The organism is Roseibium aquae, from assembly GCF_008711285.1.
Taxonomy (GTDB): Bacteria; Pseudomonadota; Alphaproteobacteria; order Rhizobiales; family Stappiaceae; genus Roseibium; species Roseibium aquae.
This window is the reverse complement of record NZ_VXDC01000002.1, coordinates 79,103-102,710: the sequence shown is the minus strand read 5'-3', so window position 1 is coordinate 102,710 and position 23,608 is coordinate 79,103. Positions and strand designations below refer to the sequence as shown.

The window sequence follows — 23,608 nt, the reverse complement described above, 5'->3', positions numbered from 1 at the left end:
ATTTGAAGGCGGATCCCAGGAACGAACATTGTCGTGACGCCGGGCACGATATCGATACTCTTGTTCAGAGCATCGAAGGAAGAACCCTGTCCGGCGGCCGGTGGCCGTCCATGAATGTCTTGATATTGATGATGACTTTTTCGCCCATCTCGATCCGGCCCTCCATCGTGGCGGATCCCATATGCGGCAGCAGGACCACGTTCTCGAGTTTGACGAGTTTCGGATTAACGGCCGGTTCGTGTTCGAACACATCCAGGCCGGCACCGGCGAGTTCTCCGGCTTCCAGCATGCGGATCAGGGCGTTTTCGTCGATCACCTCGCCCCGGGCCGTGTTCACCACATAGGCTTCCGGCTTCATCAGCTTCAATCTGCGGGCGGACAGAAGATGGAACGTGCCTGGCGTGTGCGGACAGTGGATGGACACGACGTCCATGCGGGCCAGCATCTGGTCCAGGCTTTCCCAATAGGTGGCTTCCAGTTGCTCTTCCGTTTCCGGGGCGACCCGGCGCCGGTTGTGATAGTGGATGGACATGCCAAAGGCTTTAGCTCTGCGGGCTACAGCCTGGCCAATCCGGCCCATGCCGACAATTCCGAGCCGCTTGCCCCAGATCCTGTGGCCGAGCATCCAGGTTGGCGACCAGCCCGCCCATTCGCCATGTTCCAGGGCCTTGATGCCCGCGGCGAGGCGCCGTGGAACGCCAAGCATGAGCGCCATCGTCATGTCGGCGGTGTCTTCGGTCAGAACCCCCGGCGTGTTGGTTACGTTGATGCCGCGGTTGTTTGCTGTCACCACGTCGATATTGTCGACGCCATTTCCGAAATTCGCGATGAGTTTCAGGCGCTCACCGGCTTGAGACAGGACCGAGGCGTCCACACGGTCGGTGACGGTCGGAACCAACACGTCGGCGGTCTTCACAGCTTCCACCAGTTCGGCTTGGCTGAAAGGCCGGTCGGACTCATTAAGCCGTGTCTCGAACAACTCCCGCATGCGTGTTTCAACCACGTCCGGCAGTTTCCGGGTCACCACGACAACAGGCTTTTTCTTGACCATGCTTTACGCCTTGTGCTTCCTGTGCAAGCTGACGAGTCAGCCCTTCCTCCAAACGGCGCTAGCCGATAAGCGCAACGTTTCCCAAGGTCTTTTCCTTAGCAGATGAGACGGCAGAAACAAGTGGACGCTCGATCAACGGTCTCTGGTCATCCCGGGCCGCAACGGGCATGCTGGCACTTGATGAAAGGGCTCTATATGGGTGATGCCAGACAAACCGCCGCAAGAACAGTTGGACACATGATTAACATGCCAGGATGGAGTTTTTCGAGGGTGAAACGGTTTTGGGGTATTCTTTGTCTTGCCGCTTTTTTGGCCTTTCCAGCGGTGCCGCATGCGCAGACCTCAGAGACGGGCCCCAGCGGATTGCCCCTTCCCCGCTTTGTGAGCCTCAAATCTGATCGGGTGAACGTCCGGAACGGGCCGGAGCGCGCCCACGACATTGTCTGGACATTCGTCAAGGCCGGCTTGCCGGTGGAAATCATCCAGGAATTCGATAATTGGCGCCGGATTCGGGACTGGGAAGGAAATGAGGGATGGGTTTTCCACTCGTTGCTGTCCGGCCGGCGCACCGCGCTGGTCACACCCTGGGAAGAAGGCGTGCGGACACCGCTGCGGGCGCGCTCGCGATCCGATGCCCAAATCGTTGCTGAACTTGAGCCTTTCGTTCTTGTCAGCGTGAGCGAATGCGCGGGTGGTTGGTGCCGGGTCAATGGCGACAATTTCGATGGCTGGATGGATCAAACCCGGTTGTTCGGAGTGTATCCGGACGAATTGGTCGATTAGCCACAAAAGACGCACAGGCTGTCAAAACAGGCCTTTGGTTTCCAAAGGCTTCTGCGCATCCGCAAAAAAGCTTCCTATGGACCGCCGGGCTGAACGGCGGGGCGGCCCGAAACCGGGCTTTTGCGCCTCGCCTGTTCAAACTTCCTTAGTCCGCTTTTGCGCGTTCCTGCACTTTCAATTCGTCCAGATGCGGCATGGAAATGATGTTGTAGCCGCTATCGACGAAATGAACTTCACCGGTCACACCGCCGGACAAATCCGATAGGAGGTAAAGCCCGGTTCCCCCGATTTCGTCCAGTGATACCGTCCGGCCAAGCGGGGCATTGCGCTTCTGATAATTGAACATCAGGCGAGCGTCCGAGACACCGGACCCCGCAAGTGTTCTCACCGGGCCTGCCGAAAGGGCGTTCACGCGGATGTTGCGATGGCCGTAGTCGACGGCGAGATAGCGGACCGAGCTTTCCAGCGCGGCCTTGGCGACACCCATCACGTTGTAGTTCGGCATCACGCGGGTAGATCCGCCATAGGTCAAGGTGACCATGGATCCGCCATTGGTCATCAGTTCGGCCGCCCGCTTTGCGATTTCGGTGAACGAGAAACACGAGATCACCATCGTGCGGATGAAGTTTTCCCGTGACGTGTCAGCGTATTTTCCGCGCAGTTCTGACTTGTCGGAAAAGGCGATGGCATGCACGAGAAAATCAATGCTTCCCCATTCCTCCTGCAGTGTCTCGAACACCGCATCGACGGAGGAAATATCCTCGACATCGCAAGGCAGCAGGATTTTGGATCCAACCGAATCGGCCAGAGGCTTCGTGCGCCGCCCGAAGGCTTCGCCCTGATAGGTGAAGGCGAGGTCCGCCCCGTGGTCTGCCAGTGTTTTGGCGATGCCCCAGGCAATCGAGTGGTCGTTGGCGACCCCCATGACGAGACCGCGCTTGCCTTTCATTAAACCGGACATGAAGATCTCCTCAGCCTAGGTATCGCGACAGGACCAGGGAGGCATTCGTGCCGCCAAAGCCGAAGCTGTTGGAAAGAACGGTATCCAGTCCGGCATTGTCGATGCGGGTTGTGGCGATCTCGTCTTTGTGCAGAGCGGGATCGAGCTCTTGGATGTTGGCCGACGCGGTCACGAAGTCGTTCTGAAGCATCAGCAGGCAATAGATCGCTTCCTGAACGCCCGTCGCGCCCAGACTGTGACCGGTCAGCGATTTGGTCGACGAGGCCACGGGCTGATCGTCGCCGAACACCCGGCGGATCGCCTCGATCTCCCCGACGTCGCCGACCGGGGTCGAGGTGCCGTGGGTGTTGATATAGTTCACCTTCCGGTCGCCCAGGTTCTCGATCGCCAGCCGCATGCAGCGTTCACCGCCTTCGCCGGACGGAGCCACCATGTCGTAGCCATCCGAATTGGCGGCATAACCGGTTATTTCCGCGTAGATCTTGGCGCCGCGCGCCTTGGCGTGCTCGAGCTCTTCCAGAACAACCACGCCGCCGCCGCCGGCGATGACGAACCCGTCCCGGTTGGCGTCATAGGCGCGCGAGGCGGTTTGCGGTGTGTCGTTATACTTCGAGGACATGGCGCCCATGGCGTCGAACAGGCAGGACAACGTCCAATCCAGCTCCTCGCCGCCGCCGGCGAATACGATATCCTGCTTGCCCCACTGGATCTGCTCCGCAGCGGCTCCGATACAATGCGCGGAGGTCGAGCAGGCGGAGGTGATCGAGTAGTTGATCCCCTTGATCTTGAAGGGGGTGGCAAGGCAGGCCGAATTGGTCGAGCTCATACCGCGGGTGACCATGAATGGTCCCATCCGCTTGGGCGAGCCTTTTTCCAGAACGATTTGATGGGCCTGGAAAAGGTTTTTGGTCGATGGACCGCCGGACCCCATGATGAGGCCCGTCCGGGGATTGGACACATCGCTGTCTTCAAGACCGCTGTCAGCGATGGCCTGTTGCATCGATATGAAATTATAGGCCGCGCCATCGCCCATGAAGCGGAGTTGCCGCTTGTCGATCAGCTCCGGGATGTTGACATGGGGCATGCCATGCACCTGGCTGCGAAACCCATGTTCCTGATAGTCCGGCGCGAACTCGATCCCCGACTTTCCTTCCTTCAGGCTCGTGAGGACTTCCTCAGCGTTTGAGCCAATCGAGGACACAATCCCCAATCCTGTGATGACAACCCGCCTCATTGCGGTCTCCTAATTTTTCAACGGCTCGGCTTTTGGCAAAAGCGCCAAGCCCTTAATAACGTACCGGCCGGTGCTGGCTTCACGCGCAGCGCCGGCGGAGGTGTCCGGTTTTGCTGGCCGCGTCAGGCGGTTGAGAGGCCGACGCGCAGATCCGTTGCCTTGTATATTTGTTCGCCGTCCGCCTTCAGCCAGCCATCCGCGATGCCCAGCACGAGGCGGCCCTTCATGATCCGTTTGAAATCGACGCCATACTCAACCAGCTTGGTGGCTGGTGTGACCATTCCCTTGAATTTCACCTCGCCGGTGGACAGGGCCATCCCCTTGCCGGGCAGACCTTGCCAGCCGAGGTGAAAACCGGTCAGCTGCCACAAGGCATCGAGCCCGAGACAGCCCGGCATGATCGGGTTTCCCTGAAAGTGGCAGGGGAAGAACCAGAGATCGGGTTTGATATCGAATTCCGCTCGAATGAAGCCTTTGTCGAACTCGCCACCGGTTTCGGAGATCTCGGTGATCCGGTCGAACATCAACATTGGCGGGAGGGGCAACTGCGCGTTGCCTTGGCCAAACAGCTCGCCGCGGCCGCAGGCGAGCAAGTCTTCATAGTCGTAGCTGGAGCGCCGCTCGGTCATTCATGATCCGTTTGTCTTTGGCCCAATCGGTCGAGTCCACGCTTCTGGGCCAGTTCTTGTATAGGACGAATAGGGCGCTTTCCTAACACACAGGCAATCGCTTCGAAAGGTTCCGCAAAGGTGAAGTGGCTTGCGCGATTTCGAGGCGGTACCTTGCCGGGTGAATTGTGACATCGCGCCACATTGGATTTGTGCAATGAAAAACTTGCATTTTAGCCCCAAGAAATGGCAGTAATGGGAACGCTGGACGCGTCAACCATGCCGGATTTCCTGACGAAAACACCGGATATGTGTTGCGGATGTAGCTTTCAGTTGCCAGGCGAAGATTACGGAGAAGGCCAGATATGACCGAAAATGCAGCGGTACATTACAGATGTACTGATGTCTCCGACATGCTTCGGCAGGCCGGACTGCGGCCAACCCGTCAGCGCGTCTCCCTGGCTGAATTGCTGTTTTCAAAGGGAGATCGGCACATTTCTGCCGAGCTTCTGCATGAAGAGGCCGTGGGCGCAAAGGTTCCGGTCTCTTTGGCGACCGTTTACAATACCCTTCACCAATTTACCCAGGCTGGCCTGTTGCGCGAAGTCGCGATTGACGGGACCAAAACCTATTTCGATACCAACACCTCGGATCACCATCACTTTTTTATCGAAGGTGAGAACAAGGTGGTCGACATTCCCGGGGAAGGCGTCGGCATCGGTTCGGTTCCCAAGGCGCCGGCGGGGATGGAAGTCGTTCGCGTCGATGTGATCGTGCGGGTCCGTCCAAAGGCGTGATCTGACCTCAACCGGCCGTATTTTCGCTCAAGAGACGGTTGATCCGCTTCAGACTCACATCATAAAGCGCGACAGGTTGCCCGTCCGGTGACTTGCGAATGATCTTCCTGAAGCTGAAACCCGCGCTTGTCAGAAGACGAACGGATTTACTGTTGTCCGGCAGCGTGACCGCCAGGATGCGGGGAAGCCCAAGGGTTGAGAACCCGTGGTCGACGATGGCGCCCACCGCCTCCCGTGCGAATCCCTGTCCTTCAAAGCTGGATACGAGGGCGTAGCCCAGATCCGGCGCGAGAAGCCCGTTCCGCTTGTTCAAACCGCAAATGCCGACGGGCGTCCCCTCCGGCTTTAGGTTCATGAGCCACATTCCGAAACCGTTTTGGCGGAACGTGGACAGCATCCGGTCCTGGATGAAGGCTTCCGCGTCGGCGATCGAGCCAATTCCGCGATCGCCGATGAACCGGTGGTAACCCGGCTCATTCATCAGTTGCAGGATGAACGGGGCATCCGATGCCGCGGGTCTTCGGAACCGGAGCCTTGAGGTCGGTGATGGATCCTGTTGAGGCCGGCTCACGATGCAGACAGCGCCTCGCCGTCGGAAATGCGCTGGGCAGTGCGCAGGGCAATGTCGGGGATTGCGTCCAGCTTTTCCCGTTCAGGGCTGCGGCACAGATCATAGATCACGCAGCGCTTGCATTCCGGCTTGCGCGCTTTGCAGATGTACCGGCCATGCAGGATGAGCCAATGATGGGCATGTTGCCCGAATTCCCGCGGAACGGCTTTTTCCAGGGCCTTCTCGACATCCAGCGGCGTTTTTCCCGGCGCGATGCCGATGCGGTTGGCGAGCCGGAACAGATGGGTATCGACCGCTATCGTCGGATGCCCGAAAAAGATATTCAGGACGACATTGGCGGTTTTCCGGCCGACACCGGGAAGTTTCTCCAGTGCCTCGCGGTCCTCCGGAACCTCGCCGCCATGGTCCCGAATGAGCTGCTCTGACATCAAGATGACGTTTCTGGCTTTCGTCTTGAACAAGCCGATGGTCCGGATCTCCTCCCGCACCCTGTCTTCTCCCAGCGCCAGCATTTTTTGCGGTGTGTCGGCCATGCGAAACAAGTTTTTGGTCGCGCGGTTGACCCCGACATCCGTCGCTTGAGCAGACAGAAGGACCGCCACCAACAGGGTGTAGGCATTGGTGTAGTCGAGTTCGCCTTCCGGTTCCGGGTTGTCTGCATGGAACCGGCGGAAGATGTCGTAGGTCTCCGAACGCGAGTACCTGGAACGCTTCAGCACCTTGCCTGGGTTGTCGACCGAGGGCGCGCGCTTTGCCGGCTTTGCCGGCTTGGAAGAAGGGGCGGCCCGTTTTCTGCGGGGTTTGGTCTTTGCTTCTGACATGCCCTCTCTATAATCGCAGGGCATGAGTGAGGACAATCCGAAACGCGGCCAGTCTGGACGACAGGATCTCGACGCCCCCTTTTTTTCAGCCGTCCTGACACCCTACCGGTCGTTGGGTCCCAATGGGTTTGTCGTTCTGATGGTGTGCCTCGGCCTGATTTCCTTCGTGGCCGGGATTTTGTTTCTCAGCATCGGTGCGTGGCCGGTCTTCGGGTTTTTCGGCCTCGATATGCTGCTGATCTATCTTGCGTTCCGCCTGAACTACCGCTCCGCCAAAGCGTATGAGGAAGTTGTCGTTTCCCGCACGGAGATTGTCATCCGGAAAGTGGGTCCGGGTAAACGGCACCAGGAGTTCCGCTTCAATCCGATGTGGGTGCGGTTGTCGATCGAGCGGATCGAGGACGAGGGCGTGACCAAGATCGCCCTGACAAATCGCGGCCAGAGCGTGGATCTCGGCGCTTTCCTGAACCCGGAGGATCGCACGAGCTTCGCCGGGGCCATGGCGAACGCCTTGTCCGTCGCCAAGTCGGGCGGCATTTGAACCGGCCTTGCCGTCTGACAGCAGCGCGAGGTTGCATCGCAACAAGAAGACGCGGTTTAATATGGCGCTCCATTGTCAAGCGCGAGGTCCAAGCCATGCCCATGTTCAAATTGCCCCTGTCCGGAGACGTCGCCCAGACCATCAATCCCTGGACCAGCATGGTCCAGATGTTTGGCGGCCAGTTCGGCCTGATCAACATCAACTTGGGAAAATCGCGCAATCCGGCGGTCGAGCAGGCAATTTTGGAAGATGTCGGCAGCTACGGCCGGCAGATCGGCCGGATCAGCGAAGCGCTGGAGGTTGTGGTCCGGAAACTGGATTCGGACACACTCAGCGCGGCCGACCGCAAGGCAATCGACGATTTCACCGATATGATGGCGGAAGTCCAGAAGGTCAAAAACCGGCACACCGGCTGAAGGGCCCAAGATCAGCGGGCGTTTCATCTGAACCGATTTCACGCCAAAGACTGATCGATTCTTGAGTGGCCGCGTGTTACGCGGGTCTGCCAAACCACCCGATGCGCTACGCGGTGGCAGAGAAGCTGTAATTTCGGGAATCCGAAGGATCGCTCCTGTCGGCTACGGTATACGGCTGACTAGGAACGTCCATGGAAGGACTGTCGCCGCGGTTATAGGCGTCCATCGAAAGAAGGGCGTAGTCCAAATCTTCGGGCCTGAGTGCCATCGTCAAATCCTTTCAAAGTAGAATTGCGGAACAAAAGGACGCTGCGAGCCGTCCGCGTCCTCGATCATCACTGAATAAGAAGGAGGAGGGTCTTTTGCGAGCCAGGGAAGACGCGTCCGGAGCCCGGTTGTCAGCGGTGCGCCTGTGAACGTGACGCTGGCGTTGATGAAGCGGACACCGGCCCCAAAGGCCGCCGCCAAATGCTCTGGCCGCACAACGTGCACCGAAGACTGATCGTTCTCATCGTCAAACCGGACTATCACAGGCAATTGGTCCGCTGTGAGCGGACATGAGCCGTCGAGCCGCTTGAACCGCCGTACATAGACCGCGAAATTCGGCTGTTCCCGCTTGATGCCGCAGGCCTGGTCCACGAGATAGCCATAGTCGCCCTTGCACTGTCCCCACTCGGTCGTTCCGGTGCAGTAGCGGGTCATGGCCACGAACAGCGTGCCGCGCCCGGGCAGATCCAGCGCCAGCGCCTGGCCCCGGACGTTGCGGGAAACCTGACCCGCGTCCGGCAGAAGATCGATCGGCGTGCTGCTAATCGTCATTTCCTGCACGACGCTGCCGGTCACCGGCGCACCGTCCACCTCTAGCGTCACGTCCAGCCGGTAGCGCACATGGGCGGTCGGTGCGAACCAAGACCAGAGAGTCCAGGCGGTAACACCGAACACAATCAGGTAGAGCAACACAGGCACGATGCGCCGTTTGAAGAAGCTGGTTGCGGGCATGGTTACTCCGTCTTGCGTCGGCTTGGGCCAAAACGCATGTTTTTTCTGATTCTGCAACCTAATCGGGAAAATGCGTTTGAAGGGTAAGCGCCCGCCCCGGTGCCTTTCAGCAAAAGAACCACTTTCAAAACAAGGTCATCCCGGGCGAAGACCCGGGACCAGGTCTGGTTCATTGATTGCCGCGCAAAAGAGGGCGCACACCCTTCAGGCGGCGAACGGTTGTTGGGGTTTTTGCAGTCTACAGCCGCTTGGCCCGCTCTGCCTTGAGCGCATAAAGGGCCTCAAGGGCTTCGCGGGGGGTCATGTCGTCCGGGTTGATGCCGTCGAGATGCTCCACGAGAGGATCGGTTGCGGAAGGACCTGAAGCGGCGGGGCTTGCAGGTGTGAGGGCGGCAAAAAGCGGCAGCTCGTCGATCAGGCTTTGCGCCGGGTTTTGCCGGTCCTGCTCCTCCAGCTGGCTCAGCACCTGTTTGGAGCGCTCCACCACACGGGCCGGCAAGCCGGCGAGCTTGGCCACCTGGATGCCGTAGGACCGGTCTGCCGCGCCCGGCACGATCTCATGCAGGAAGATCACCTCGCCGTTCCATTCCTTGACCGAGACGGTCGCATTCGACAGGCGGTCGAGCTTTTGGCTCAGCGCGGTCAGTTCATGGTAATGCGTGGCGAACAGGGCGCGGGACCGGTTGACCTCATGCAGGTGTTCGATGGTTGCCCAGGCAATGGACAGTCCGTCGAAAGTGGCCGTTCCCCGTCCGATCTCATCCAGGATCACCAGCGAGCGGTCCCCCGCCTGATTGAGGATCGCGGCCGTTTCCACCATTTCGACCATGAAGGTGGACCGGCCTCTTGCCAGGTCGTCCGCCGCTCCGACCCGGGAGAACAGCCGGTCGACCACGCCGATATGAGCCGATGCGGCGGGCACGAATGAGCCCATCTGGGCAAGGACGGCGAACAACGCGTTCTGGCGCAAAAAGGTCGATTTGCCGGCCATGTTCGGCCCGGTGATCAGCCAGATGCGCCCGGTGTCCCCCTCTCCTTCTGGTCCGAGGTCGGCGTCATTGGCGACGAAGCTCTCACCGCCCCCGGTTTTCAGCGCCTTTTCGACCACGGGGTGACGGCCGCCTTTGATGTCAAAGGCACAGCTCATGTCCACGACAGGCCGGATGTATCCCTCCTCCTGGGCGAGCTTGGCGAGGGCGGACGAGACATCAAGGATGCTCAGGCCCCGGGCGGCCGCCTTGATCAGGTCGCCGCTCGACACAATGGCCTCCGCCAGCTTGTCGAATATCTCCATTTCGATGGCCATCGCCCGTTCCCCGGCGCTGGCAATCTTTGATTCCAGATCCGCCAGCTCCGTCGTCGTGAAGCGCATCGCCCCCGCCATGGTCTGGCGATGAATGAAGCGGTTGGGGTTGTCTTTCAGCTTGTCCGCCTGGGCGGTCGGCGTTTCGATGAACCACCCGAGCACGTTGTTGTGTTTGATCTTCAGCGAGCGAAGGCCCAGCTCTTCCGCATAGTCGGCTTGCAGCCGGGCGATCACCTTCCGGCTTTCGTCGCGCAGCGCGCGCAATTCATCGAGGTTGGGGTCATAACCTTCGGCGACAAAGCCACCGTCGCGCTTGAGTAGCGGCGGATCCTGCCTGAGGGCCCGGATCAGCTCCTTGGCAAGCTCGTGCGGGGCTTGGGCGAGGCTAGAGCGGGCAGCGGCGATCTCGGCGGGATGGGCGTCCTGGGCACCTGTCTGCATCAAGACGGTCTGCGCGGCGGCCAGCCCCTGTGCGATCGCCAGAATATCGCGCGGGCCACCGCGTTGAAGCGCGATGCGCGAGAGCGCCCGCGCCATGTCAGGTGCGCTTTTCAAGGTCTGACGGACGTTCTCGCGTATCAGGTCGTTGTCGGCAAAGAAGGCGACCGCATCCAGACGCTGGGCGATCACATCGGGGTTTACCAGCGGTCCTGCAAGCCGGCTCGCGAGCAGCCGGGCCCCGCTTCCGGTGACCGTTCGGTCTATGGTGGCCAGCAGACTGCCCTGTTTTTCGCCCGACAGGGTGCGGACCAGCTCCAGATTGGCGCGGGTGGCCGGATCGATGAGCATGCGCCCGGCCCCCGCCTCGCGGCTGGGCGGATCGAGCGGCGGGCGTTCGCCGAGCTGGGTTTTTTCGATATAGTCAAGAATGCCGGCCGCGGCGGACAGTTCCGCGCGCGAGAAGGTTCCAAATCCGTCAAGGGTCTTGACGCCAAAGTAATGCGCCAACCGGTCGGCGGCGGTCGAACTGTCGAAAAAGGCACGCGGGACCGGTGAAAGGGCAGCGCCCCCCTGTTCGGCGATGCCGCGGATGACCGGTTCCTGCAACAGCAGGTCGGGAAGGATCAGTTCGCGGGGGGCGATCTGGGCAAGATCGGCGGCGAGCCGGGCATGATCCGTCTCCGCGACATGAAAACCGCCAGTGGACATATCGACCCAGGCGAGCCCGTAAATCGCATCCTCTTCCGACGATCCGGTCTTGATGCGCGTCAGGGCGGCGAGAAAATTGTTCGCGCCCGCATCCAGCAGCCGCTCCTCGGTCAAGGTGCCGGGTGTGACGAGGCGCACCACATCCCGCCGAACCACCGATTTGGAGCCCCGCTTTTTCGCTTCCGCCGGATCTTCGGTCTGCTCGCAGACCGAGACACGAAAGCCCAGGCTGATCAGTTTTTGCAGGTAGTCGTCGGCGGCATGAACCGGCACACCGCACATCGGGATATCTTCGCCCTGATGTTTGCCGCGCTTGGTTAGGGTAATGCCCAGCGCACGGGACGCGACTTCCGCATCCTCGAAAAACAGCTCGTAAAAATCTCCCATCCGGTAGAACAACAGACTGTCCGGATTGGCCGTCTTGATCTCGATATACTGGGCCATCATCGGCGTGACTTTCGCGTCTGCCGACGGACCTTCTTTGACGCTCGCCTGTGACATGGTGCGAAAGTAGCAAACCCTTTTGCCGCTTTCACATTTCCCGGAGGCGATCATGCCTTGAGCGGCCAGTTTTCGGGGGATAAGGTCTGAAACCCGCCTGCCGGATACAGCCCAACCGAGGAAACACCCAAGTCATGTCCAGGAAAGAGTCGCCCAAGACCGCCATCAGCTTCACCGACCAGGAGGCCCTGAACTTTCATCAGGAAGGCCGGCCCGGCAAACTGGAGATCTCGCCGACCAAGCCCATGGCAACACAACGGGATCTGTCGCTCGCCTATTCGCCTGGCGTCGCGGTTCCGGTGCGGGCTATTGCCGAAGACCCGAGCCGGGCGTTCGATTACACCACGCGCGGCAATCTCGTGGCGGTGATTTCAAACGGAACAGCCATTCTGGGTCTTGGCAATCTGGGCGCGCTGGCCTCCAAGCCGGTGATGGAGGGCAAGGCTGTCCTGTTCAAGCGGTTTGCGGATGTGGATTCCATCGATCTCGAAGTCGATACGCAAGATGTGGACGAATTCATCAATGCGGTGAGGTATCTGGGACCATCCTTCGGCGGTATCAATCTGGAGGATATCAAGGCGCCGGATTGCTTCATCATCGAACAGCGCCTTCGCGAACTGATGGACATTCCTGTCTTTCATGACGATCAGCACGGGACAGCGATCATCGCGGCGGCGGGACTGATCAATGCGCTTCACCTGACCGGCCGCGACATGAAAACGACCAAGGTGGTTTGCAATGGGGCCGGGGCCGCGGGCATCGCCTGTATCGAGCTGATCAAGGCCATGGGTGTTTCGCATGAAAACGTGACGCTTTGCGACACCAAGGGTGTGATCTACAAGGGCCGCGAAGAAGGCATGAACCAGTGGAAGTCGGGCCACGCGATCGAAACCGGCAACCGGACGCTCTATGATGCCATGAAGGGCGCGGATGTCTTCTTCGGTGTATCGGTCAAGGGAGCGCTGACCCAGGACATGCTGCGGGCAATGGCGCCCAACCCGATTATTTTCGCGATGGCCAATCCGGATCCGGAAATCACGCCGGAGGAAGCTCACGAGGTCCGCGACGATGCGATCGTGGCGACTGGCCGGTCCGACTATCCGAACCAGGTCAACAACGTTCTCGGCTTCCCCTATATCTTCCGTGGCGCATTGGATGTGCGGGCAACGACTATCAATGATGCCATGAAGGTGGCCTGCGCGGAGGCGCTTGCCCGGCTTGCCCGCGAAGAGGTGCCCGATGAAGTGGCCGCCGCCTATCGCGGCTCCCGGCCAAAATTCGGACCGGAATACATCATTCCCGTGCCCTTTGATCCAAGGCTCATCCATGCCATCCCGCCTGCCGTGGCACAAGCGGCCATGGACAGTGGCGTCGCGGGCCGGCCGATTGTCGATATGGAGGCCTACAAGCACGAACTGTCCGCCCGCCGCGATCCCGTGGCCGGAACGCTGCAGCGGATCTTCTCCAAGGTGCGCCAGCAGCCCAAGCGGGTGGTGTTCGCCGAAGGCGAGGAGGAGCCGGTGATCCGGGCAGCGGCCAGCTTCGTCAACCAGGGGCTGGGCGAGGCGATCCTGATCGGACGGGAAGACGAAATCAAATCGATGGCCCTGCAGGCGGGCGTGGAGATCGACCGGCCCGGCATCCGCATTCAGAACGCCAGGGTTTCCAACCGAAATGCAGATTATGCCGCCTATCTTTATGCGCGCTTGCAACGAAAGGGCTACCTGCTGCGCGACTGTCAGCGCATGGTCAACAACGACCGGAACTATTGGGGTGCGATCATGGTCGCCCGGGGCGATGCGGACGCGATGGTGACGGGCCTGACTCGGAACTATTCGGTTGCCCTCGATACGGTCCAGTCATGCCTCGATGTGAAGCCGGGTCATCGCATGATTGGCGTGTCTCTGGCGCTGGCGCGCGGGCGCACCGTCCTGATTGCCGACACGGCCGTGATCGACATGCCGACGGCAGAGGAACTGGCCGATATCGCGGAGGAAGCGGCCCATGTCGCGCGGCGTCTTGGCTACGAGCCGCGCGTTGCCATGCTGGCCTACTCCACCTTCGGCCATCCCAAGGGCGAACGCTCGGAAAAGGTGCAAGAGGCCGTGCGTATTCTTGACCGGCGCCGCGTGGATTTTGAGTATGACGGCGAAATGGCCGCCGATGTGGCGCTGAATATGGACAAGATGGGAGTGTACCCGTTCTGCCGTTTGAAGGGGCCGGCCAATATCCTTGTCATGCCGGCGTTTCACTCGGCCTCGATCTCGACCAAGATGCTGCAGGAACTGGGCGGCTCGACGGTCATCGGCCCGCTTCTCGTCGGTCTCGACAAGCCGGTTCAGATTGTGCCGATGGGCGCCAAGGATTCCGAGATCGTCAACATGGCTGCGATCGCCGCGTATAATGTGACTTAGAAATAGCCCATAGGGCTGCTGCCCTTTGTGGCTCTCCGCTGCACCTTTCCGGGACGAGGGGGGGCGAGCCGAGGTCTGGGATCGGGGAACCCCGGAGACAGCTCCGGTTGACCCTGAAGGCCGACCCGATCCCGGCTCAGGGCCGGGATGACGGTGGAGAAATGGATCTTGTGTCAATTTTGAAGTGAGAAACTGCGGTAGAAAGGACGGTCCGGCTGCCTGCGTGGGTCTACATATTGGCATCGCGCCCGTATCAAACGCTTTACACCGGCGTCACATCTGACTTGGCTAGACGGGTTTACGAGCATCGCGAAGGGCTGATCAAAGGTTTTTCCGAAAAGTACGGCACTAAACTTCTAGTCTGGTACGAAAATCATACCGAAATCTCGGCGGCTATACAGCGGGAAAAACAAATCAAGAGGTGGCGTCGGAGATGGAAGTTCGAGTTGATCGAAGCACTGAATCCTGACTGGATCGACCTTTATCCAACCCTTAATAAATAACACGTTTGATCTGATCATCATTTTGTCGGCGCATTCCATAGAACCCATGCATTGGGGTATCCCGATCCCGGATCTCCGCTGCGCTGCGTCCGGGATGACAAAAAAGAAAAAACCCGTAGTCATCCCGGCCAAGCGAAGCGCGAGCCGGGACCGGAGAGCCACGGAATTTGCATTGTTCATCCCGGCTCATGGCCGGGATGACGTTAGGTGGCAGGCTGGCAATCGGCCGTTTCCGTCTTTGACAATCCTCCGCCGTCCGGCGATACCTTCCCTATGACCCACATCACTTTGAAAATCTGCGGTTTGTCGACCGAAGAAACCATGAGAGCGGCGCTGGAGGCGGGTGTGGATATGGTCGGGCTCGTGTTTTTTCCGAAAAGTCCGCGCCATGTGAGCCTGTCTGCGGCGGCGCATTTGGCGGACATGGCCCGCGGAAAAGCCGAAATCGTGGCCTTGACGGTGAACATGGATCTGGACGGATTGTCGCGGATCAAGGAGCTGGTCGCCCCGGACTGGTTTCAGTTTCACGGCTCCGAGCCCCCAGAGGCGCTCGCCGTTGCAAAGGTGATGCACGGCACTAAAATCATGAAGGCGCTCGGGATTTCGGGTCCGGAAGACCTTGAGAAAATCTCCCTTTATGAGCAGGTGGCCGATCGGTTGCTTCTGGACGCAAAGGCGCCGGAGGGGTCTGACATTCCAGGTGGGAACGGGGTGACGTTCGACTGGAGCCTGCTCAAGGGGCTTGACCTGAAAAAGCCGGCCATGCTTGCTGGCGGACTGAATGCGTCCAATGTGGCCGACGCCATCCGTGAGAGCGGGCTTACGGGCATTGATGCCTCGTCGGCCGTTGAAACAGAAAAAGGCGTCAAGGACGCCGGTCTCATCCGCGACTTCGTGGCAGCTGTCCGGAGCGCGGAAACGATAGGGAGTTAAGTGGCGATGACCACGATGGCAAACAGCATCCGGACAGGTCCGGACGAGCGGGGTCATTTCGGGATCTTTGGCGGACGGTATGTCGCCGAGACCCTGATGCCGCTGATCCTCGATCTTGAACGGCATTACAATGACGCCAAGGCCGATCCGGCGTTTCAGGCGGAAATTGATGACCTCAACACCCACTATACCGGCCGTCCGTCGCCGCTTTACTTTGCCGAGCGGCTGACCGAGCATCTCGGCGGTGCGAAGATCTACTTCAAGCGCGACGAGCTGAACCACACCGGATCACACAAGATCAACAACTGCCTGGGGCAGATCCTGCTCGCCAAACGCATGGGCAAGACCCGGATCATTGCCGAAACCGGCGCCGGGCAGCACGGCGTTGCAACAGCAACGGTCTGCGCGCGGTTTGGTCTTCCCTGCGTTGTCTACATGGGCGCGACGGATGTTGAGCGGCAGAAGCCGAACGTCTTCCGCATGAAGCTCCTTGGGGCCGAGATCGTTCCGGTCACGGCTGGCGCGGGCACGCTCAAGGACGCGATGAACGAAGCGCTGCGTGACTGGGTGACCAATGTCGACGATACTTATTATCTGATCGGAACCGCCGCTGGACCGCACCCCTATCCGGAAATGGTCCGCGACTTTCAATCGGTCATCGGCAAGGAACTGAAAGAGCAGATGATGGCAGCCGAGGGGCGGCTGCCGGATGCGATCGTTGCTTCCGTCGGTGGCGGCTCAAACGCCATCGGCATGTTCCACGCCTTTCTGGATGACAAGGATGTCGAGATCATCGGCGTCGAAGCAGGCGGCAAGGGGCTTGATGGCGAGGAGCATTGCGCGTCGCTGGCAGCCGGAAAACCGGGCGTTTTGCACGGCAACCGGACATTTCTGCTGCAGGACAACGATGGCCAGATCTTGGAAGGCCACTCGATTTCCGCAGGTCTGGATTATCCGGGGATTGGGCCGGAACATTCCTGGCTGAAGGATATCGGGCGTGTGCAGTATGTTCCGATCATGGATGACGAAGCGATGGAAGCCTTCCAACTTCTCACAAAGGTCGAGGGCATCATTCCGGCGCTCGAGCCGGCCCATGCGCTCGCTCATGTCATGAAGATCGCCCCGAAAATGAAAAAGGATCAGATCCTCGTCATGAACCTCTGCGGCCGGGGCGACAAGGACGTCTTCACCGTTGGCAAGATGCTCGGGTTTGATCTGTAACAATCTCAGCCTGCACGACATACAAAAGCCCCGGTCAATTGGCCGGGGCTTTTTGCTGGTCAGTCCCGGTCGAGTTGCGTTCCAAAAGCGGCGGCGAGCAATGATTGGCGTCCGCGCGCATCCAGGCGCCCTGCCCGTTCTGCTAGTCCGGCAGTGTCATAGGCGATCGTTGTCAGCGTCGGGCGTGAATCCGGGTCCGGTTGACCACGCAGACGGGTCCAAAAGGTTTGGTGTTCAGTATGGGGCACAGGCTCAAAGAGAGATCGCGCCATGGAGACCTCCTGTCTATTCTGGTGCACGGAGTGCGTTTGCATAGATATACAGGCGCAACCTGTGCACTTCAATTGGTCTTCAGATGGACCGGCCATGCGATATTCGCATAACATTTCTCGACAATGCGCTGGTGCCGGCAGCCAAATACCCTGTTCTGCCGCCTCTATTCGGCTCTGTCCCGCACCGAGCACATTGACAGGGGGCAATGCGGACCCCTACATCGACAGCCGAACATAGTTCCAGCACGTGGATCATCAGACGCATCGCGCGGCTGCGCCTGATCAAGGTTCAGGACAGCAAGGTAAGGATAGAATGACGGAAACGCGTATTGACCGGCGCTTCAAAGCCTGTGCGGAGGCCGGCCGGCCGGCTCTTGTGACCTTCATCACGGCGGGCGATCCCGATCTGAAGACATCACAGGCTGTCTTGGACGCTTTGCCGGCGGCCGGCGCGGACGTTATTGAGCTCGGCATGCCGTTCTCCGATCCGATGGCGGAAGGCATTCCGATCCAGTTGGCCACCCAGCGCGCCCTGAAAGCCGGGCAAACCATGGACAAGACACTGCAGATGGTCCGTGATTTCCGGGAAAAGGATGCGGATACGCCGATTGTTCTCATGGGCTACTACAATCCAATCTATGTCCGGGATCCGAAAAAGTTTGTCGTCGAAGCCAAGGCTGCGGGTGTTGACGGTCTGATCGTCGTCGACATTCCCCCGGAAGCCGACGATGAACTCTGCATTCCGGCCGTCGAGGCGGGGCTGAATTTCATCCGCCTGGCAACGCCGACAACCGATGATGCGCGCTTGCCTGCGGTTCTCGAAAACACGTCCGGCTTCGTTTATTACGTGTCTGTGACTGGGATCACCGGCGCCGCGATCGCGGACACTGGCCGGGTTGCGACTGCGGTGAACCGGATCAAGGGGCATACGAAACTGCCCGTGGCTGTCGGTTTTGGTGTAAAGACCGCCGATCACGCCGCTGAAATCGGCAAGGATGCCGATGGGGTGGTTGTCGGATCCGTTCTGGTGAATGCGATCAAGGACAGTCTGGATGAAGCGGGTCAGGCGACCGACCGGACCGTTGCCGCGGTCACGGATCTTGTCGCCGATCTGGCTGGCGGTGTTGCCCGCGCGCGCGGCGCGTGAGACAAGATGCCGTAAAGGCATGCCGCATCGAGTTTTAACGACATGAAGGGACCTGCGTCTCGTGAACTGGATCAACTCAATTGTTCGGCCAAAAATCCGTGACCTTCTGACAAAGCGGGAAGTTCCGGAAAATCTCTGGATCAAATGCCCGGAGACGGGCGAGATGGTGTTTCACCGCGATCTGGAGGCCAATCTCTGGGTGGTCCCGAGTTCCGGACACCACATGCGCATTCCGGCGAAAAAGCGCCTGGAGATCTTTTTCGATGACGGCCATTACGAGCGCATTGAAACCCCCGATGTGCAGGCCGATCCGCTCAAGTTCCGCGATACCAAGCGCTACACGGACCGCTTGAAGGAAAACCGCTCGAAAACAAACGAAAAAGACGCTGTCTATGTCGCCTCCGGAAGGGTCAATGGCGCGGACATGACAGCCGCTGTCCAGGATTTCGCCTTCATGGGCGGCTCCTTGGGCATGGCCGCGGGCGAAGCGATCTTGACGGGAATGACCAGGGCCGTTGACAACAAGACGCCGTTTGTTCTGTTCGCAGCGTCCGGAGGCGCGCGGATGCAGGAGGGCATCCTGTCGCTCATGCAGATGCCGCGCACGACGGTTGGCGTCCAGATGCTGCGAGAAGCCGGCCTTCCCTATATCGTCGTTCTGACCAACCCGACCACGGGCGGCGTTTCCGCATCCTATGCCATGTTGGGGGATGTCCATATCGCCGAACCCGGCGCGCAGATCGGCTTTGCCGGGCGGCGCGTGATCGAGCAAACCATCCGCGAGAAGCTTCCCGAAGGATTTCAGAGCGCCGAATATCTGCTCGAACACGGAATGGTGGACATGGTGGTCACGCGCCATCAGCTCAAGGACACCATCGCGCGGATCTGCGGGATTTTGATGAAGCGTGAGGTTCAGGTGCCGGATGTCTCCGAGGAGCTTCAGGCTGCCGCGCCGGAACCCGAAACGGAGGCCGCGTCCGAGGCTGCTGATGCCGTCGGAGAAACCGCCGATGGCGAGCCAGCCAAGTCCTAACCGTCGCGCTTTCGACAGTCTCCTGTTCCAGATACGACACCAGGTGGCTTGCCGGCTTGCGTGGCCGCGAACGGTTGCTTAGAGCATCCACTGACAAAGGTTGAATCGCTTTGCGGACAATCTGATCAGGAAAAGATGCCCTATCGCCCTTTCAAGGGCGGGCAGGTTTCCAGGTCAGATTGACGTGTACCGTGTCAACCTGCCCGGGTCCTCGGTCGCTGATCCAGTCCGGATGGACAGACCGGGAAGAGCGGAAAAAGACCATCTGGAGGGTGATTTGGATCAGATCACGGCAATCTTGGATCGGCTTCTGGCCCTGCATCCGAAAGAGATCGATCTGTCTCTGGGGCGCATGGAGCGGTTGCTCAAGGCGCTGGGCTCACCGGAAAAACACCTGCCGCCGGTGATCCATATTGCCGGTACGAACGGGAAAGGCTCGGTGACGGCGGCCATGCGGGCCATGCTGGAGGCCGGAGGCAAACGGTGTCACGTCTACACCTCGCCGCATCTTGTCTCTTTCAACGAACGCATCCGATTGGGGACCGATGGTCAACTCGTGTCGGATCCGGTGTTGTATGACGCGCTTCACCGCTGCGAAGAGGCCAATGACGGAGCGGAGATCACATTTTTTGAGATCACGACGGCCGCCGCTTTTCTGCTGTTCCGCGAACATCCGGCGGATGTCCTGCTTCTGGAAGTGGGGCTGGGCGGTCGCCTGGATGCGACCAACCTGATCGACGATCCAGTGGCCACCATCATCACACCGGTCTCGATGGATCACGAGAAATTTCTCGGCGACAGCCTTGCGGCGATTGCCGCCGAGAAAGCCGGGATCCTGAAGCGTGGCTGTCCAGCGGTGATTGCCCAGCAACGGGAGGAAGCGGGCGAAGTGATCCGGAAAGCCGCGCAAAGGGTTGGGGCGCCAGCCCTTGTGTACGGAGAGGATTACACGGCGTGCGAAGACCAGGGGCGTCTGGCGTTCCAGGATGTGGCCGGCGTTACGGATCTTCCCCTGCCCAATCTCAGGGGCGGCCATCAGATCTTGAATGCCGCCGTCGCGATAGCGGCCTTGAAGGCCGCCGGTCTATGGCCCGGAGATGAAGCCGCGGCGGCGGGCTTGAAGGCCATCAACTGGCCCGGGCGCCTTCAGGCTCTGGTACAGGGCCCGCTTTTCGATCTTGCGCCCGAAGGATCTGAGATCTGGCTGGATGGTGGACACAATCCAGGCGCCGGTGTTTCGGTCGCCGCTTTCATGGGAGAGCGGGAAGAGCAGAGCCCTCGCCCGCTGTACCTGATCGCCGGGATGCTGACGACGAAGGATCCGGTCGGGTTCTTCCGTCCGTTCAAGGGATTGGCCCGGCATGTGGCAACGGTCCCCATCACTTCGGCCAACAATGCACGCGATCCTTTCGATCTGGCTGATCTGGCCCGGGCGGCCGATCTGGAGGCAACGCCCTTCCCGAATTTGCAAGCTGCCTTCAAAGATGTGATGGATTGTGCTGCCAAGGATGGCGAACCGCCCCGAATTCTGATCTGCGGATCGCTTTATCTGGTGGGCGAAATTCTGGCGATCAACGGTATGGCCCCGAACTGACAGACGGTGGGGCGCGGGAAGAAGGACGTGTCCATGGTGTCTCGGATCTGCCTCGGTCTTTCGGTTTCTTGCCTTCTGGTCGCCCTGTGCGGCCCGGCGCCCGGTTTTGCGGAAGGCTTTGAAACGCCGCCGGTCCAAGATCCAGAGGCTGTGCTGGGTGATAATGCATCCGGGCCCGGTTATGGCGTCCTTGCGCCAATTCGCAGCGACGGTTTTCTGCGCCTTTACGAGCTTCGCACTGACCGCGGGATCGAGCGGATTTCCGGCGACGGGCTCCTTCACCTGCGCATCAACGACATCAGGGCATTGATGGCCTTGCAGGGTCTCGAGGCAAACGCTTCTTTTATGGAGGGGCTGAAGGAAGCGGCGAGAAAGCCGGGCGAATTCATCGAAAGCGCGATCGAGGATCCCGCTGGCACCGCGCGCAGCACGGTTTCAGGTGTCGGGCGCCTTTTCGGCCGCGTATCGCGCGGTGTTTCCAATGTTGTCACGGGTCATGGCGGATCGCCGGAGGATCTGGCCAAGGCCATCACGGGCCAGGACCGGGCGCGCCGCGAACTGGCCGTTCAAATCGGAGTTGACCCCTATACGGCCTATGCGCCGCTTGCCGAAAAACTGGATCAGACCGCCAGTGTGACCACAGCCGGTGAGTGGACCGTGAGCGCCATCACCGCCCTGCTTCCGGGCGGTATGGTTGTCGGTCTTGCGCGAAGCGCGGAAAGCTTCCGGACGATGATTATCGACAGCACACCCGCCGAGCTGCGAGATCGCACGGCAGCAACGTTTGCCGAGGCCGGTGTGAGTCCGGACATCGTGCAGGCATTCTTTCAGAACCCGCACTACACACAGACCGAACAGGTGATTTTCGCTTATCGGTTGAATGAAATGACCGGCGTTGGCCAGCGTTCCCTCCTCGTTGAGCGCGCCGCGGACGCCAGGACACGGGATGAGGCCTATTTCCATCTCCGCCGGATCGTGCTCACCGAAACCTATCACCGCGAGACGGCACCGCTCAGCCAGTTCAAGATCGTGGCGGGCTATCCCATCGCCTTGCGTCTGGATGGAGCCGCTGCCCTGGTCGCCCCTTTGGACATGGTGTCCTGGACCGAAACAACGAGCGCCGCTTTCACCGCGATCGCCGAGGCCTTTGAGCGTCAGCCCTTCCCGCCGACCAGGGTCGATTTTGTCATGACCGGCGATATCACGGACACCGCAGCCGTTCAGATTGCATCTTTCGGCTGGGAAGTGACAGCGAACATGCCCATGCCCGAGGGACCGGTCAAGTAGGTCAGCGCGTTTCCAGAACCGGTTCCGAGAGCCCGGCTTCCCATCCGAGGATCGCCCGCTTGCGGGTCAGGCCCCAGTGATATCCGCACAAGGTTCCGTTTTTTCCGAGAACCCTATGACATGGCACCACGAAGGAAACGGGATTCCGTCCAACGGCGGTTCCCACCGCGCGGGACGCCTTCGGATTTCCAATAGTCTCGGCTATGTCGGAATAGGTCGTTGCACGTCCCATCGGAATCTTCAAAAGCGTCTGCCAGACCCGGATTTCGAAATCGGTTCCGATCAGAACAATGTTGAGCGGGGTGTCGGCCTGCCATTTCGAGGGGTCGAACACCCGCTCCGCGTAAGGCGCGGTCGCGGCCCGGTCTTCGACATATGAGGCAGCCGGCCAGCGGGATGTCATGTCCTCGAATGCGTTTGTTTCCTCTCCCCGATCGGCGAAGGCCAGCCCCGCGAGCCCCTTGTCGGTCGCCAATACCAGAACCTGGCCGAAGGGCGAGGGGTGAAATCCGTAAAGGATCGCAAGGCCGGCGCCGCGATTGCGATAGGCCCCCGGGGTCATGGCTTCGTGCGTCACGAAAAGATCGTGCAACCGGCCGGGTCCAGACAGCCCGACTTCGTAGCTCGTGTCGAGAATGCTGGCGGAGTCGCGCAACATCGCTTTCGCGTAATCCAGCGTTATCGCTTGAAGGAACTGCTTGGGTGTGATCCCGGCCCAGCGCGAGAATACCCGCTGAAGCTGGATCGGCTGAAGGTTCACCTCCCTTGCCAGCTCGTCGAGGCTCGGTTGTTCGCGCCAGCTATGCGTGATGCGTTCCAGGGTCTGGCGAACGACCTCGTAGTCGGCTTGCGCATCCGGTCCGACAGCGCGCGGCTCCAGATTCTGGTCGGATAGGCGGAAGGGCTTGGTCATCGAATGTCCGGTCCAGTTGGTGAATGGTATCATACTAACGGTCAAGCTGCGCTCCACCCACCCGATATGCGATCAAATCAACTTGTTTTTGTTCTGGCATAGTCCGCCTCGGCAACAGCGGGGCCTTTGCGCGTTGTCAGCAGCAAATTCGTTTCGGTGTTCGCAATTCCCTCGATGAGCCGAATCCGGTTGAGCACATCATCGAAGGCATTCAGGTCCTGCGTGGCGATGTCCAAAACCAGGTCCCACTTGCCGTTGGTCGAGTGAATCGCCCGAACTTCGGTCATGGCTGTAAGTTTACGGGTGACCGGATCGGTGTTGCGCCCCGCAATTTCGACGAGGGTTACGGCCCGGATCGGCAAATCCCGCCAATCATCCCGCAGAACGGCAGTAAAGCCCAGAATTTCCCCGGTTCCGATAAGCCGTTCCATCCGGCTTCGGATAGTGGCACGCGAAACGCCAAGGTCCGATGCCAGGTCGGATACGGTGCGCCTGCCATCGGATCTCAATAGCGCGACGAGCTGATAGTCGAGATCGTCCATTTATCACTTTG

Annotated in this window: 23 protein-coding genes; 12 read left to right on the top strand and 11 right to left on the bottom strand. The window is 60.0% G+C overall.

What is annotated here, in order from left to right; genetic code table 11:
• Window positions 1-64: 64 nt before the first annotated feature.
• Window positions 65-1,051 (bottom strand): 2-hydroxyacid dehydrogenase, encoded by a 987-nt coding sequence (locus tag F0184_RS04125; RefSeq protein WP_150494859.1) that lies wholly within the window; start codon window positions 1,049-1,051, stop codon window positions 65-67.
• A gap of 246 nt (window positions 1,052-1,297) precedes the next feature.
• On the opposite strand from F0184_RS04125, the gene F0184_RS04120 reads away from it, so the two are divergent.
• On the top strand, window positions 1,298-1,834 hold the full coding sequence (locus F0184_RS04120) for an SH3 domain-containing protein (protein WP_150494857.1): 537 nt from the start codon (window positions 1,298-1,300) through the stop codon (window positions 1,832-1,834).
• Between the two features lie 145 nt (window positions 1,835-1,979).
• On the opposite strand, the gene fabI is transcribed toward F0184_RS04120, so the two are convergent.
• The 3 genes from fabI to fabA form a co-directional block, all read right to left on the bottom strand.
• Window positions 1,980-2,795 (bottom strand): enoyl-ACP reductase FabI, encoded by an 816-nt coding sequence (gene fabI, locus F0184_RS04115; protein ID WP_150494855.1) that lies wholly within the window; start codon window positions 2,793-2,795, stop codon window positions 1,980-1,982.
• Window positions 2,796-2,805: 10 nt separating this feature from the next.
• Window positions 2,806-4,029: a beta-ketoacyl-ACP synthase I gene (gene fabB, locus F0184_RS04110; protein WP_150494852.1), complete on the bottom strand. Its 1,224-nt coding sequence runs from the start codon at window positions 4,027-4,029 to the stop codon at window positions 2,806-2,808.
• A 122-nt stretch (window positions 4,030-4,151) separates the two neighbouring features.
• Window positions 4,152-4,658 (bottom strand): 3-hydroxyacyl-[acyl-carrier-protein] dehydratase FabA, encoded by a 507-nt coding sequence (gene fabA / locus F0184_RS04105; RefSeq protein ID WP_150494850.1) that lies wholly within the window; start codon window positions 4,656-4,658, stop codon window positions 4,152-4,154.
• 344 nt (window positions 4,659-5,002) lie between these two features.
• On the opposite strand from fabA, the gene irrA reads away from it, so the two are divergent.
• Window positions 5,003-5,434: an iron response transcriptional regulator IrrA gene (irrA, locus tag F0184_RS04100; RefSeq protein ID WP_150494848.1), complete on the top strand. Its 432-nt coding sequence runs from the start codon at window positions 5,003-5,005 to the stop codon at window positions 5,432-5,434.
• A 7-nt stretch (window positions 5,435-5,441) separates the two neighbouring features.
• On the opposite strand, the gene F0184_RS04095 is transcribed toward irrA, so the two are convergent.
• On the bottom strand, window positions 5,442-6,005 hold the full coding sequence (locus F0184_RS04095; RefSeq protein ID WP_172971985.1) for a GNAT family N-acetyltransferase: 564 nt from the start codon (window positions 6,003-6,005) through the stop codon (window positions 5,442-5,444).
• A complete protein-coding gene (gene nth, locus F0184_RS04090) occupies window positions 6,002-6,826 on the bottom strand; it encodes an endonuclease III (protein WP_150494843.1) in 825 nt (274 codons plus the stop codon). Before nth ends, F0184_RS04095 begins: the two co-directional genes overlap by 4 nt.
• A gap of 22 nt (window positions 6,827-6,848) precedes the next feature.
• Between nth and F0184_RS04085 the strand changes: the two genes are divergently transcribed.
• Window positions 6,849-7,367 (top strand): DUF2244 domain-containing protein, encoded by a 519-nt coding sequence (locus F0184_RS04085; protein WP_150494840.1) that lies wholly within the window; start codon window positions 6,849-6,851, stop codon window positions 7,365-7,367.
• Window positions 7,368-7,462: 95 nt separating this feature from the next.
• Window positions 7,463-7,783 (top strand): hypothetical protein, encoded by a 321-nt coding sequence (locus tag F0184_RS04080; protein ID WP_150494838.1) that lies wholly within the window; start codon window positions 7,463-7,465, stop codon window positions 7,781-7,783.
• A 270-nt stretch (window positions 7,784-8,053) separates the two neighbouring features.
• On the opposite strand, the gene F0184_RS04075 is transcribed toward F0184_RS04080, so the two are convergent.
• On the bottom strand, window positions 8,054-8,782 hold the full coding sequence (locus F0184_RS04075; RefSeq protein WP_150494835.1) for a hypothetical protein: 729 nt from the start codon (window positions 8,780-8,782) through the stop codon (window positions 8,054-8,056).
• Between the two features lie 238 nt (window positions 8,783-9,020).
• A complete protein-coding gene (mutS, locus tag F0184_RS04070; protein WP_150494833.1) occupies window positions 9,021-11,738 on the bottom strand; it encodes a DNA mismatch repair protein MutS in 2,718 nt (905 codons plus the stop codon).
• Between the two features lie 134 nt (window positions 11,739-11,872).
• Between mutS and F0184_RS04065 the strand changes: the two genes are divergently transcribed.
• The 4 genes from F0184_RS04065 to trpB all read left to right on the top strand — a co-directional run bounded on the left by F0184_RS04065 (window position 11,873) and on the right by trpB (window position 16,809).
• The gene (locus F0184_RS04065; protein WP_150494831.1) at window positions 11,873-14,152 is read left to right on the top strand and encodes an NADP-dependent malic enzyme; all 2,280 of its coding nucleotides are present in this window, start codon (window positions 11,873-11,875) and stop codon (window positions 14,150-14,152) included.
• Between the two features lie 215 nt (window positions 14,153-14,367).
• The gene (locus tag F0184_RS04060; RefSeq protein WP_150495179.1) at window positions 14,368-14,655 is read left to right on the top strand and encodes a GIY-YIG nuclease family protein; all 288 of its coding nucleotides are present in this window, start codon (window positions 14,368-14,370) and stop codon (window positions 14,653-14,655) included.
• 273 nt (window positions 14,656-14,928) lie between these two features.
• Window positions 14,929-15,588, top strand: coding sequence for a phosphoribosylanthranilate isomerase (locus F0184_RS04055; RefSeq protein WP_150494829.1), 660 nt, complete (start codon window positions 14,929-14,931; stop codon window positions 15,586-15,588).
• Window positions 15,589-15,594: 6 nt separating this feature from the next.
• Window positions 15,595-16,809 (top strand): tryptophan synthase subunit beta, encoded by a 1,215-nt coding sequence (gene trpB / locus F0184_RS04050; RefSeq protein WP_150494827.1) that lies wholly within the window; start codon window positions 15,595-15,597, stop codon window positions 16,807-16,809.
• A 59-nt stretch (window positions 16,810-16,868) separates the two neighbouring features.
• On the opposite strand, the gene F0184_RS04045 is transcribed toward trpB, so the two are convergent.
• On the bottom strand, window positions 16,869-17,081 hold the full coding sequence (locus F0184_RS04045) for a hypothetical protein (RefSeq protein ID WP_150494826.1): 213 nt from the start codon (window positions 17,079-17,081) through the stop codon (window positions 16,869-16,871).
• Window positions 17,082-17,394: 313 nt separating this feature from the next.
• Between F0184_RS04045 and trpA the strand changes: the two genes are divergently transcribed.
• The 4 genes from trpA to F0184_RS04025 all read left to right on the top strand — a co-directional run bounded on the left by trpA (window position 17,395) and on the right by F0184_RS04025 (window position 22,142).
• Window positions 17,395-18,228, top strand: a complete 834-nt coding sequence (gene trpA / locus F0184_RS04040) for a tryptophan synthase subunit alpha (protein ID WP_150494824.1) — start codon at window positions 17,395-17,397, stop codon at window positions 18,226-18,228.
• A 61-nt stretch (window positions 18,229-18,289) separates the two neighbouring features.
• On the top strand, window positions 18,290-19,261 hold the full coding sequence (accD, locus tag F0184_RS04035; RefSeq protein WP_150494821.1) for an acetyl-CoA carboxylase, carboxyltransferase subunit beta: 972 nt from the start codon (window positions 18,290-18,292) through the stop codon (window positions 19,259-19,261).
• Between the two features lie 277 nt (window positions 19,262-19,538).
• Window positions 19,539-20,855: a bifunctional folylpolyglutamate synthase/dihydrofolate synthase gene (locus F0184_RS04030; protein WP_150494819.1), complete on the top strand. Its 1,317-nt coding sequence runs from the start codon at window positions 19,539-19,541 to the stop codon at window positions 20,853-20,855.
• A gap of 33 nt (window positions 20,856-20,888) precedes the next feature.
• Window positions 20,889-22,142, top strand: coding sequence for a hypothetical protein (locus F0184_RS04025; RefSeq protein WP_150494817.1), 1,254 nt, complete (start codon window positions 20,889-20,891; stop codon window positions 22,140-22,142).
• A gap of 1 nt (window position 22,143) precedes the next feature.
• On the opposite strand, the gene F0184_RS04020 is transcribed toward F0184_RS04025, so the two are convergent.
• Together F0184_RS04020 and F0184_RS04015 are read right to left on the bottom strand one after the other, a co-directional pair.
• Window positions 22,144-23,055: a methylated-DNA--[protein]-cysteine S-methyltransferase gene (locus F0184_RS04020; protein ID WP_150494815.1), complete on the bottom strand. Its 912-nt coding sequence runs from the start codon at window positions 23,053-23,055 to the stop codon at window positions 22,144-22,146.
• Window positions 23,056-23,132: 77 nt separating this feature from the next.
• Window positions 23,133-23,597, bottom strand: coding sequence for an Lrp/AsnC family transcriptional regulator (locus tag F0184_RS04015; RefSeq protein WP_150494813.1), 465 nt, complete (start codon window positions 23,595-23,597; stop codon window positions 23,133-23,135).
• Between the last annotated feature and the right edge of the window lie 11 nt (window positions 23,598-23,608).